Source organism: Rhizobium aouanii (genome assembly GCF_037002925.1).
Lineage (GTDB): Bacteria > Pseudomonadota > Alphaproteobacteria > Rhizobiales > Rhizobiaceae > Rhizobium > Rhizobium aouanii.
Map to the genome: position 1 here is coordinate 200,613 of NZ_JBAMYD010000006.1, position 11,976 is coordinate 212,588.

The window sequence follows — 11,976 nt, forward strand, 5'->3', positions numbered from 1 at the left end:
ATTACAGACCCTTGTCGCATTTGAGGGAGGTTGGCGATGTCGCGTGAAAATCCATTCGCAAAGCTGGACCTGGCTTCGATATCGGCAGATAAGGCGCCTACAAAACCCGGCTACGGAATGACTGGTGCTGCAAAGACCGTCGTTCGGTCGATCGAGGACCTAGCGGAGAACACAAAGAAGCTGATGGACGGCGAAGTGATTGTGGAATTGGATCCGCGGTCGCTCGATGTTTCGTTCCTCGCCGACCGTCTTTCCGATGATGATGAGGAATACCAGGAGCTCAAGCAGGCGATCAGAGAATCAGGACAGTTGACGCCAATTCTCGTGCGGCCCAGCACAAACGACAGCCAGCGCTACATGGTTGTCTTTGGTCATCGCCGTTTGAAGGTAGCCCAGGAACTCGGAATTCCGATCAAGGCGGTCGTCAAGAAACTGGACGACATTACCTCTGCGATAGCGCAAGGACAGGAAAACTCCGCTCGCTCGAATCTCTCGTTCATCGAGCGGGCCTATTTTGCTCAGAACCTTCTGGCGTCCGGAATGACGAAGGATGTCGTCAGATCGTCGCTGGCGATTGATGAGGCTATGCTCTCCAAGATGCTTGGAGTGATCGAGATCGTCCCTCCCCCTGTGATCAAGGCGCTCGGCGCATCCAAGAAGATCGGGCGCGACAAGTGGTTGAGCTTACGCCAGCTTTTGCTTGCCCCTGCCCTGCGCAAGGTCGCCACGGAATACGCGGAAACTGCCGAGTTTCTCGGGCTCGAGGAAGAGTCGAGGTTTGACGACCTCCACGGATATCTCACGCGGTACAAGAACAAATCAGCGGCCAAGAAGCCGAAGAGCTCTACGTCCGCGAAGGAGTGGACGTCGAGCGATAGTTCGCTGAGTTTCACAATGAACGCAAAGTCAAAGAAGGTGGCGATCGAGCTTTCGAATATGGAAGCAAAGCCCTTCAGCGATTGGCTTTCGAGCCGGATGGATCGTCTGTACGAGGAATACAGAAAGTCCAAAACCTAAACGCAACGGAGATCAGCCCGCAAAAGAAAAAGGCCCCCAAACGGTAAACCGTGGAAGCCTCTCTCGTTATCCTTAGCAAGATCGAGAATCGCATTTCCCGGAATCACAGTCAAGAGTCTTTGGCACCGATTTGGTGGGCGGATGTCTTTTGCCTGAAGAAAGGTGAGAGGGAAATGCACACAGCCTATGTATCGACGCCTTTTGGGCGGCGACCGATGACGCTTGCTTTGGTGAAAGGCCAGATGGAGGTCGCGCAATCAAAACCCACAGCACGCGTGGAAAAGTGGAAGGTGTTTCGGGACGTCTGTGAGGCGCGCGAACGGTTAGGACTCCAGGACAGAGCGCTTACGATTCTTGATGCGCTGTTGACCTTCTATCCTTCGACCGAGCTCGACGCGGAGCAGGGGCTGGTCGTTTTTCCTTCAAATGCGCAACTATCTGTGCGCGCGCATGGGATCACCGGAACCACACTGCGGCGACACCTGGCGGCGCTCGTAGAGGCGGGCCTCATCCACCGGCGCGACAGCCCGAACGGAAAGCGTTACGTCCATCGCGATCGGGACGGTGAGATCGAACAGGCTTACGGCTTCGACCTTGCGCCGCTGGTGGCGCGCGTCGCAGAGATCGCAGCTCTTGCGCAGGACGTCGCAGCCGAACGCACGCACTTTCGCCGCGCGAAGGAAGCGCTGACCATTTGCCGGCGAGACGTTCGCAAGCTGATTACAGCAGCTATGGAGGAGGGAGCCTCGGGTGACTGGCCTGCCGCGGAAGTCATGTATGTAAGCATTCTTGGGCGTCTACCGCGTTATCCTTCTCGCGCACAGGTCGAAGCGACGCTCGATGAAATGGAGCTGCTGCGCGAAGAAATCCTCAACCTTCTGGAAATTCAGGTAAAAACTGAAAAAACGGGTGGCAATGGTATTCAAAATGGATGCCACATACAGAATTCAAAACCCGAATCCATCTATGATCTTGAACCTAGCTCCGAAAAAGAGCAGGGCGAAAAGCCGGAGTCAGAGCCGCAGATGATGCGCTCGCCGCCGCCGAAGGTTAAGGCCGAACCGATCAAGTCCTTCCCACTGGGCATGGTGCTTCGAGCCTGCCCCCAGATCATTGACTACGGGCCAAGCGGCGGCGTTTCGCACTGGCGCGAGCTGATGGCAGCCGCCGTGGTCGTTCGCTCGATGCTCGGGGTCAGTCCATCGGCCTATCAGGAGGCCTGCGAAGCCATGGGACCTGAGAATGCAGCCGTTGCAATGGCATGTATCCTCGAAAGATCGAATTTCATCAACTCTCCTGGCGGATACCTGCGGGATTTGACGAGACGATCGGAGCGCGGCGAGTTTTCGCTCGGCCCGATGCTGATTGCGCTTTTGAAGGCAAACGGCGAGGGAGCGCTTCGAGTGGTCTGAAGACGATGGCGAGAGTAGGCATTTTTGTCATTGCAGGGGATTCGGTCTCTGGTAAGTTCTCCCAGAATTGCGCGGACCGCACCCAGCCACTTGTCAGCCGTTTTTTTTGCCTGTTTGTTGTTGCAAAACAGATAGTTGGGTGGTTTGAGCATGGATATTGAGGAGAAGTTGCCCGAAAAGCGGGCCACGTGCTGCGTTGCGCATAGTCCTCCTGAAGAGAGGCAAGGAGCCGCACCGGGTGCCAGTACAAGGTGACGCCCCTCGAAGGCAACAGGCAAGCAGGGGCCTCGGGGGACTTCGTCTGCGCGCAGCCGCGGCAATCTGATGGAACGCGCCAAGCTGCGCCGGCGGCCGCCGGAGGCAAACGCGACCATCAGGACGGCCCGGTCGCGAACGTCGCGCAGGCTGTGGCCGCCACAGGTCGCCAGCAGTTTGGCCAGCACGTCACCGGTGACCGCCTTGGCGCTCCTGCGGCGGCGTTGCCGTGGCACGGCGCAGACGGCCAGCCGGATCGCTGATTTGAGGGGAGGGGAGGCGAAGGCCCCCTCGAGGCCGCGCCACTTCGTCAGCGTTGACCATGTCGCCGGTCGCCGGCGCACCGTGTCCGGCGCGTGCGGCCCGGTTGATCTGAGAAAGCCATCGGCTCTCAAGGCCTGGTCGACTTCGGCCGGCATGCCGTGCTCGAGATCAGTCTCGAGTCGCGAGTATGTCGAATCTCTGGGTGGCACGTTGACGATCGTCGCAGATGTCCGGGCAAGAAAGTCGATCTTTCGAGTATCGCAGAGCGGTCCCGACACGGTTCAAAGATATAAGAGTCCTTTCTGATCGGGGCCGTTGCGGGCAAGGTGCTTCAGCACTTTTTATCGGACCGTTCCGCGAGTCACTCTTCGCCATTTGTCGTCGTATTATGCTCAGCTGAGTTCCTGGGCGAGTCCGAGGAGAAGCCCTTCGGGCCTGCGGATGTAGCAGAGCCGATATGTGTCTCCATACTGAACGACTTCGCCGACGAGCTGCGCGCCGCGCGCGCGGAGCCTCTCAAGCGTCTCGTCGATGTCATCCACGGTGAACATGACGCGGAGATAGCCGCGCGCGTTGACTGGAGCGTTGCGGTGATCTGCGACGACCTCAGGTGAGGAAGCGGGAGAGCTCAAGCCGGCTGTGGCCATCAGGTGCGCGCATCATGGCAATCAACACGCTGATCGCCCAGTCCAGTGATACGTCCGGCCCATTCTCCTTCGATCATGGCTCGTCCTTCGAGCTCGAGGCCGAGTTCGCCAAAGAAATCAATCGCCGCTGCGAGGTTGTCGACGACGATGCCTACATTGTCCAATCTCCAAAAGTGTCGTTGCAATCTACGAGGCGTCGCTCGTCTAACAAAGGACGTTTGAGGCGCCCCAAGACCGACAGCCTTCCGGGCGCGATTCGCTGCTGTCCACATCAGAAGTATGGACCGCCTCAAACCGCGACGCCGTGTTCAAACGATCTGTAAAAGGGCCATGGCAGGGCAGGGGGAACCTATAGTCCGGCCGCTTTCGTCAAGTTGACGCGGAACCGGTCGCGGCGGCGCTGGTAACGGCGGGTCATCTCGGCCGACGCGTGGCCGAGCTGCTTCTGCACATGGCGCTCGTCGACTTCGGCCGACGAAGCAAGACCGGCGCGCAGCGAATGGCCAGAAAACTTCAGGCCCCGCTCCATCTCTGGAAGATCGCCGCGAATGCGGGCGGCAAGCACCGTCTTCTTGACCAGCCGCGCCACCTCCTGGTCGTTGAGACGGTCGGGCCCGACATCCTTGCCCTGGCCGCGAACACGACGGAAGAGGGGACCTTTGGCGATCCTGGCAAACTTGATCCAGGTTTCCGCTGCAGCCACCGGGCAAGTGGCATCGGAGGAACCGCGGCCGACTTCGACCTCGCGCCAGCCTGTCTTGCCGCGCAGTGTCACGAGCAGCCCGTTATCGAGGATCTCGATCCAGCCGCGGCCGTCCTCGGTCTGGTCCCGGCCGAGGTCGAGGCCGGTGATTTCCGAGCGACGAAGGCCGCCGGCAAAGCCGATGAGCAGCATCGCCCGGTCGCGGATGCCGCGCAGGGTCCCGCGGTCGAGCGTCTCCAGCATGGCAATCAGGTCTTCCGGCAGGATCGCTTCCTTTTGGCGGGGCGGGGCGGCGTGTTTGTTGCGAATTCCGGCCATCACTGTGGCGATGGCGCGATCCTTGCGATCGAGTGGCGTGCCGCGTTGTGTGCAGTTCCAGCCGATTGCCGCCAGACGCCGTTCGATGGTCGAGACGCTGTTGGGCTTCATGCCACGCTCAGCGGCTCCTGACGCGCAGGCGGTGATGTAGAGACCGACGATGTGCGGGGCTGGGGCGAGGGGGGACAGGTTCTGGCGTCGGCACCAAGCGGCAAAATGCTTCCAATCGGATCCGTAGGCCTTGCGGGTATTCGCGGAGCTCGCCGCCTCGACGTAAGTGCAGGCGCGATCGGTCAGCTCCTGCAGATGGGCCGGCAGACCGGGCGCCGGCGGAGGGGCGGGGAGCATATTCGGGAGATCGTCGTCGGCACCAGGGTCATCGGTCATCGTTACGCCGCCTCGATGTCGGTCTGGGCAAAATCATTACCGATAAACAGCAGCGGTTCGTCCGCACGTTTTGCCAGGGCGTAGGAAAAGCAATCGGCAAAATTCAAGGCCGCCGGATGGCGGCCCTTGCCGTAGGTGAGCCAGGCGTGCGTCGCGAGATCGACGAGGTCAGCGTCGACCGGAATTGTGTCCGCGGCGATCTTACGGAGCCAGAGATCGATCTCGGCCAGCGCGTGTTCGCCGCGCCGGCTGACCAGCACCATGCGTGCTTCGAGCACGCAGGTCGCCGGGATGAGGCGGATCGGGTCGGCAACCAGCGCCTTTTCAAGCCTGACCGCCTCAGGCTCGTTGCGGAGGATTGCCACGATGGCAGACGTGTCGATCACCATCAGTTGGGAATGCCATGCTCGTCGTAGCCGATGATCTCATCATCGCTACGGCTGTCGAGTTCCGGCAAACTTGCCACCCGTTCGCGGATGGCACGCATTTCCGCCAGAAGTCGGTCCTGAGCGGCACCTCCGTGACCCAGACGGTGCAGACGCTCGGTCAAAGCCTCGTGGATAGCGGCCGTTTTGCTAATTCCCCGGCGCCGCGCGAGCTCTTCGACCAGCGCAACGGTGGCCGGGTTTTTGATGTTGAGAGACACGAGAGGCTCCGTTATTCTACCTTTTCTCGGCTTTCTACCATAATTTTCTGTCTTTGTCAAAACGAGCGATAAGGCAATCTTATCAGGCAATATTAGGTCACGACAGGCCGTGCGGTTTGTGGCGATATAACTGGCGTAAACTGCGCGTGTGATCTATGCTCCACGGCATGGATTCGCGCCCGCTCGCTACAGAGCCTCCCTCGATCTGGTCGTCCCGCCTGCCAAGCTGGGCGTTTTTGCGCGCGAGTGGGCAGAGCGAGTCCGACGCCGCCTTCGCCGCTGGTATCGCCCTGAAATCGCTGGACGATCTTGTCCGCGCCGACCCGCCATGGTTGGGCTGCTGGCGTGATCGCCTTGCCCTGAAATCCGCCGTCGTCGCCGCCAGGATGCTCGGCCGTACGGAGGAAGAAAGCGCGATCCGCGACGCGGTTTTGCTGACGGCTGTGGGCGACGATCCCGGCCCGGTCGGGAAGCTGTTTTTGGCGACACGAATGCTGGCGCGCCGATCCGGGACACTCACGACACCGTTTCTTAAAGAGCTTGCCGAACAGCTGGGGATCAAATGGGACGACTGCCTTGCCTCGATCCCCGACATGGTCGATTCTACAAATCAGTCCGGACGAGCAGCACCCTTCGCGGTGGCGGACCTGATAACGGCGATCTCTGCCGTTCGCCCGGACGCCGAAGTGTTGGCGCTCGGCGTGGCCGACGCCGTGCTCGCCCGAAAACTGAACTGGCAAAAACCCGTGCCGCTGCTGCTGCCTGAACGTTTTGGCGCTGCGTTTCGGACGATTGGGGGCAGGGGGCGTGTCCGCGCGGGCGAACCGGGGTATCCAAAAGCGATATCTCTGGCGCTGGTCGACGGCGTCGACGCGGCGCTGCGGTCCGCCACAGAGATCGATCGGAGGGCTCAGCGGCTGCTGTCCATTTTGCCGAAGCTTCGGACCAAGGGCGCCGAACCGGTGATCTGCAGATTGCTGACAGAAGACGCGGTACCGGCGTCCGCGCCGGGCAGTGCCCTGTCGCGCTGGGCCGCCACTCGATTGTTCGAGCGTCTCGAACGTTTCGAGGCCGTGCGCGAGCTATCCGGTCGCTCCTCCTTCCGGATCTTTGGGTTGTGACGATGGCGGGAGCGAGCGCAGCCAAGACCAACCGGCGCCAGGTGAAGGAGCGAAAGCAAGAGGTTCTGTACGATCGTGAGCTCGAGGACTTGCCGCCGGAGCTGCGCTGGCGGGAATGGATACTGCGGGTCGAGGCGGTGATCTTTGCCTCGGCCGAGCCGGTCAGCCGCGAAACGCTGGCGAGGGTCGTCGGCAAGGACTGCAGCATCGATCTGCTGATCGCCGATCTTATTGAGGAATTACGAGGCCGGCCCTATGAGCTGGTCTCGGTCGCCGGCGGCTGGCAACACCGCACCCGTGTTCGTTTTGCCGAAACAATCCGCGCCTCAACGACGCCGACACGGGGAGGCGCCCCGGCATTGTCGGAGTTCGAGGCGATGGTACTGGTGGCGGTGGGATATTTTCAGCCGGTCACCCGTGGTGAATTGTCAAAAATATTCGGCAAGGAAGTGAGCCGCGACACGATTGCCAGTCTGCGCGGCGCCGGTTTCCTCGGCTCAGGGCCGCGAAGCCCGACACCTGGTGCGCCCTATACCTATGTGACGACCAAGCATTTCCTTTCCGCCTTCGGCATGGAGACGCTACGTGACCTGCCCAACATTGAGGCGCTCGAGGATGCGGGCCTGCTCAGCCGGCAGGTCGTTCAAAATGAGCAGCTTTCGGCCGAGACGGAGAGCGACGAAGAATAAGTTTGCTGTCGGCCGTGTGCACGATGTCTCCGTCGCGGTATTCTGTTGGACTTCGTCCGTCACCTCAGTCCGGCGATCTTGCGGCGAAGTACGCCCGAAAAATTCTTCAGCCCGCTTTGCTCGAGCGTGTCTACGAACGCTTCGACAGATGGCGTTGTCTTGCGCAGATTATGGCGCGCACGTCTAACACTGGAGATCAGCGCGTTGGGAAACGCCGAATGGAGATCAGCCAAAAAATCATCCGGCGACTGGCTGGTCACGCCGTAGGGGCGGAGGTCTCGCGTTGGGAAATCCTTGAGATTCCAGGTGACGATGACGGAGGCTTTTCCAGCGATGGCGGCTGCGAGTACGTGCCGATCGTCGGGGTCAGGTAGTTCGAGGTCCGCGATCAACGAGCGATAGTTCGCCACGTCCGCCTCCGGCAGGACGGCCTTCATCCGGTCACGCGTTGCAATCAGACGCTCTATTGGTAAGGCAGGCGTGTTGGCGGCGAGATTGCGCATCCACTCGTCGTGGATGTCATCGGTCCAGCGCGCCTCGACGAGACCGTCGAAGGCGCACTGGATCAGGACGTTGCGCAGATGAAAGGGATAGAGGACGCAGGCATCATAGACCGCGAAGGGCGGGTTAGAGGCCATGGGTCTGGAACAAGTCCTCGGTATCTTCGGCAAGCGCGTCCATCGCGGTCTGCCGGGCGTCGAGCCTGGATTTCAGCGCAAGCACGTCCTTCATCAAGGCGCGGCGATGTTTTCCCACATAACGAAACGGCAGATCGCCCCGGTCCATGCGCAGGACGACGAGAGGACGAGAGATGCCGAGAATGGCAGACACCTCGGTCGGGCTCAGTTCCTGGTCTTCGGCCAGGACGGCAACACGCTCGCCGCGCAGCATGTGCGCCAGAAGAGCTTCAACCGCCGCGGCGGCCGAGGGCGGTATCGAGAGCGTCTGTTCCCGCCCGCCTTCATGGCGAACATGAAGTTCCAGCCTGTCGCCTGCAGCCAACTTCGGCAAGGGCGACGCGGTTTTGCGGTCGCGATCCGACAATCCGGCGAAATGAACGATTTGGCTGGCCATGGCGATGTCTCCTTGATCGCAAATATAGTGCGGATGGCCGGTAACTGCAATAACTGAAAGCGTGCAGCCCGGACGCGGTGGCGATGCAGGCTGCCAGATCGCCAACGCCGCATCGAAGCCAGGCGGCTTCCCAAACTGTTTAAGGATGCGCCGGGAGAGCGGCCTTATCCTGAAGCAACGTCTGTATTGCTCCTGCACTAAATGCTAAGTGGCGCCGTCATTGATGGAGAAGGTTCAATTGATTTGTACAATATAAAAGAAAAGGTGATCTTGTCACCATCAACTCCAATAAGCGATACTTATCGATGGTTATAACCCCAACTCGGCACCATACCATGTGAGGAACCCAAACTTTTTTATAGAGTTCGTATAATTTACCATAAAATCAATGGCTTACAATTTCGACAGATTGGCAATTTCGAGCTTTTTGGAACCGGCGTTTCGCGCCGGTATCGCCCTGACACGTCTTGACGAGCGCATCGCCCGCTCACCGGTCGGCCAGGGATGGCTCGAGCGATCCCAGTTCACCGACGCCTGCGCCTCCCTGTGGATCGACGGCGAACTGGTCCATCTCGAAGACCTCGTCCTCTACGACGATATCCGCGATATTCGCACACCCACCCATGAACTGACAATCGCCCGCGACGTGTTGTGCACCCGCCGGCGCATCGCCGCCCAACCGCCCGGCTGGGCGTTGACTGCCGACGGGGTTCGGACGCTGCGAAAGACGGCGGAGATCACGTCGGCCGACGCTGGCGACGTGGAGACACCCGGTGCCATCCGGCCCGCGGTCGCGAGCGATCCAGAAGGGGAGGGCGAAGACGCCGACGACGTCGAAAACCTCCCCGGTATCGACGACGCCGCCATTGATGCGGTGCTCGCCCGATCAGACGCGGCGATCGAGAACGCAACACGGCCCGGCCGCGGCGGCGGCCAAGATAAAGATCTGATGGTCTACGATCTCGACTGGGATGAGGACGCGCGGCTGGACGAATGGCGGGCTGTGCTGCGCCAGGCCGAAAACTTGCCGGCGGTGCTGCAGGCCATCGTCGCCCTTGATGCTTGGAACGAGCTTTCGGTCCTCCAGCACGCGCCCTGGCTCGGCAGATTGTTGGCGGCGTCGATCCTGCGCCATGCCGGCGTCACGTCAGGCGCGCATCTTGCCGCCGTCAATCTCGGACTGAAAACCATTCCCGTCGATCGGCGTCGGCATCGGGACCGCGAAACCCGGCTGCTCGCCATCGCCCACGGCTTTTTGGCGGCCGCCGAGATCGGGCTCAAAGAACATGACCGGCTGGCGCTGGCGCGAACATTGATGGAGCGGAAATTGGAGGGGCGCCGGACATCTTCAAAGCTGCCGGAACTGGTTGAACTGGTGATGGCAAAGCCGCTGGTGTCAGGGAAAATGGTGGCGGAGACGCTCGAGATGACGCCGCAGGCGGCGCGGCGGATTGTTTTGGAGCTGGGCTTGAGGGAGATGACGGGCAGGGGGAGGTTTCGGGCATGGGGCGTCCTATAGCGGAGCGATGATGTTTGAATTATCTTTTCAATGCGCTTTTCAACATCGCACTTAGCGCGCGGCCTTCCGGGCCATTCCCGTATCGGTCCACGACCCCGTGAGCGACGAGCCTAGTCTCTATGGAAAGCTGCCGCTCAAGGTTGGGCGTATCGCGTTCCATATATCGAGACTTGGTATAGAGCACGCGGTCTGAAAAATCCTTGCTGTGACTTGAGAACCGCGCGAGATCGACCACAACCCGGGAGGAAATCTTCGGTAAAGGCGACTCCATGTTGCTGCAAACATAGCCCTTCAGCTTTCCGCGCGCGGGCCCGATTTCAACGATATCGCATGCGCTGAAACCGGGAGAGACAAGCTCCGAGCAGCCAAGCATCAATCTGATCCCTATCGGAAGACGCTCTTCGCTGACCATGCCAAAAGACAAAGCGGATTCATTGATCGTCGCTACACCATTTGCAACGGCCGAGCGAAAGCTTTCTGCTAAAAAGTCGGCCGCTTGAAGTGCGCGGAGCTGCTCGCGTGCCTCGTCGAGAAGGTGCTCATGGCTCCCGAAGAAATATCGAACACTTCGTCGAATCGAGGGTGGCAGTGTCGTATATCTCGGCGATCCTGGGAAAAGCGACAGGGCAGCCATGACAACCATGTCCTCGCGCCTCTTTAGGGCTGCATCCTCAAGCTCGGCTCTATCAAAACCTGCAACACACGAACGAATGGCCGCTGCTGGAGAAAGCGATGCGAGAGCGATGATGGATGAGGTTTCGGGGTCGACTTCGAAGGGGGTGGGAACTCTTCCAAGGCTGAGCGCTAGGTCCCATAGAGCGGATGTGATAGCCGAGGGCACCTCCCGCGCGGCTTTTAATGGACGAAGAGTGCGAGCAAGGCGCATCGATCCTATGGAGGCTGAAGAAATTCGCGAATACCTGGCGAACCTGATCTCCTGCTCAAGTTCCTTGTCTTTAAAGCATGCAACTGATCCATTGCCCAGAGTGACAGCCTGCTCGCCAAGGACCTCCGATACCCATGAAATAAGGTCGGCCTGGGCGTAGTATTTCTGGAACGTCGCTATCGATGTCAGATATCCGTCGCCATGGCTTGTATGTCCCGCGACGTTTGCTTGGTTGGCGAGCATTGCCGAGATGCAGAGGCCTCTCCGACAGTATGACCAGGCAGACCTCAACGTATCGGCCCTCTCGCGTGGATCTTCGATGACGTTGACCACAAAACCGAGGTTCACGATGTCGGCTTCTCTTTTTATCCCATCGGGCTTGTGCGCAGGATCCCAGCCGAACGCATCGTAGCCGCTCTTAGTCAGAATCGCGACGTCGCTGCCGAGACCGCAGCCGTAATCGAACATGCTATATTCAGGCCGAAGCATGCCTTGCTTCAACATCAAGGCCACAGGAGCGGATAGGTCGTAGCGCGTTATTGCGGTCTTGTGACGCTCGACGGTGGCGAACGAAGCGTGACGAAGTCGAGGGCCGTCTATAAGCAGTCCCACGTCCGATACAAGTCTACCCCAAGCCTCACGGGTACCGATCCGTTTGGCGTCAGCAAAGAGGTCATGACGTTCCGCAAGAGCAGTGATCGCACTGAATGCAGGTCGGCGGGCATCTCCCTCAGCAAGAAGGAGTTCCTTCCGGTGCAGGATCGGAGGGTTTTTGCGGCCCGAGTAGTCAGTGTCCGTGAAGGTGAAGTCGGGGAGCTTGAAAGTCCTCGCCCGCAATAAAACCGGGAAGGCGTGAGCATCGAAATCCTGGTATTGCAACAGCGAAAGCTTGCTTGTTTCGAGCTTGACGGCGTTCCATTCGAAGGGCGGGCCCGAAGACATGGCCGAGGCGACAATTCGCAAAGTATCGTCGGGCAGGGCGTCGATCGCATCCCGATGGAGGTAAAGTGTTCGGCCGATCTTCTTCCCAGCAGCCAT

11 protein-coding genes and 2 pseudogenes are annotated in these 11,976 nt (G+C 59.9%); 5 read left to right on the forward strand and 8 right to left on the reverse strand.

Annotation, left to right across the window (positions count from 1 at the left end; genetic code table 11):
- Positions 1 to 36: 36 nt before the first annotated feature.
- Together repB and repC are read left to right on the forward strand one after the other, a co-directional pair.
- On the forward strand, positions 37 to 1,017 hold the full coding sequence (gene repB / locus V8P77_RS12960) for a plasmid partitioning protein RepB (protein WP_264396587.1): 981 nt from the start codon (positions 37 to 39) through the stop codon (positions 1,015 to 1,017).
- 173 nt (positions 1,018 to 1,190) lie between these two features.
- Positions 1,191 to 2,429: a plasmid replication protein RepC gene (repC, locus tag V8P77_RS12965; protein ID WP_264396586.1), complete on the forward strand. Its 1,239-nt coding sequence runs from the start codon at positions 1,191 to 1,193 to the stop codon at positions 2,427 to 2,429.
- 272 nt (positions 2,430 to 2,701) lie between these two features.
- Here the strand turns inward: repC and V8P77_RS12970 are convergent.
- From V8P77_RS12970 to V8P77_RS12990, 5 genes and pseudogenes are all read right to left on the reverse strand, one after another.
- A pseudogene (locus tag V8P77_RS12970) lies at positions 2,702 to 3,124 on the reverse strand (integrase); the annotation flags it as partial.
- Positions 3,125 to 3,340: 216 nt separating this feature from the next.
- Positions 3,341 to 3,780 (reverse strand): annotated as a pseudogene (locus V8P77_RS12975) (VOC family protein).
- 164 nt (positions 3,781 to 3,944) lie between these two features.
- On the reverse strand, positions 3,945 to 5,003 hold the full coding sequence (locus V8P77_RS12980; RefSeq protein ID WP_373694589.1) for a tyrosine-type recombinase/integrase: 1,059 nt from the start codon (positions 5,001 to 5,003) through the stop codon (positions 3,945 to 3,947).
- Between the two features lie 2 nt (positions 5,004 to 5,005).
- Positions 5,006 to 5,392, reverse strand: a complete 387-nt coding sequence (locus V8P77_RS12985; RefSeq protein WP_264396585.1) for a type II toxin-antitoxin system VapC family toxin — start codon at positions 5,390 to 5,392, stop codon at positions 5,006 to 5,008.
- On the reverse strand, positions 5,392 to 5,649 hold the full coding sequence (locus tag V8P77_RS12990) for a type II toxin-antitoxin system VapB family antitoxin (protein WP_264396584.1): 258 nt from the start codon (positions 5,647 to 5,649) through the stop codon (positions 5,392 to 5,394). Before V8P77_RS12990 ends, V8P77_RS12985 begins: the two co-directional genes overlap by 1 nt.
- A 167-nt stretch (positions 5,650 to 5,816) precedes the next feature.
- On the opposite strand from V8P77_RS12990, the gene V8P77_RS12995 reads away from it, so the two are divergent.
- Positions 5,817 to 6,770 (forward strand): DUF1403 family protein, encoded by a 954-nt coding sequence (locus V8P77_RS12995; RefSeq protein WP_264396583.1) that lies wholly within the window; start codon positions 5,817 to 5,819, stop codon positions 6,768 to 6,770.
- A 2-nt stretch (positions 6,771 to 6,772) separates the two neighbouring features.
- Positions 6,773 to 7,459 (forward strand): SMC-Scp complex subunit ScpB, encoded by a 687-nt coding sequence (gene scpB, locus V8P77_RS13000; RefSeq protein ID WP_264396582.1) that lies wholly within the window; start codon positions 6,773 to 6,775, stop codon positions 7,457 to 7,459.
- Between the two features lie 59 nt (positions 7,460 to 7,518).
- Here scpB and V8P77_RS13005 read toward each other — a convergent pair whose 3' ends face one another.
- Both V8P77_RS13005 and V8P77_RS13010 read right to left on the reverse strand, forming a co-directional pair.
- On the reverse strand, positions 7,519 to 8,097 hold the full coding sequence (locus V8P77_RS13005) for a PIN domain-containing protein (protein ID WP_264396581.1): 579 nt from the start codon (positions 8,095 to 8,097) through the stop codon (positions 7,519 to 7,521).
- Entirely contained in the window at positions 8,087 to 8,533 is a 447-nt protein-coding gene (locus V8P77_RS13010; protein ID WP_264396580.1) for a helix-turn-helix domain-containing protein, read from the reverse strand. The genes V8P77_RS13005 and V8P77_RS13010 overlap by 11 nt, the downstream gene beginning before the upstream one ends.
- Before the next feature lie 379 nt (positions 8,534 to 8,912).
- On the opposite strand from V8P77_RS13010, the gene V8P77_RS13015 reads away from it, so the two are divergent.
- Positions 8,913 to 10,052 carry an RHE_PE00001 family protein gene (locus V8P77_RS13015; protein WP_373694593.1) on the forward strand — a complete coding sequence of 380 codons (1,140 nt, stop codon included), beginning with the start codon at positions 8,913 to 8,915 and terminating at the stop codon, positions 10,050 to 10,052.
- A gap of 19 nt (positions 10,053 to 10,071) precedes the next feature.
- On the opposite strand, the gene V8P77_RS13020 is transcribed toward V8P77_RS13015, so the two are convergent.
- Complete coding sequence (locus V8P77_RS13020) at positions 10,072 to 11,976, reverse strand: DNA phosphorothioation-associated putative methyltransferase (RefSeq protein WP_264396578.1); 1,905 nt, start codon at positions 11,974 to 11,976, stop codon at positions 10,072 to 10,074.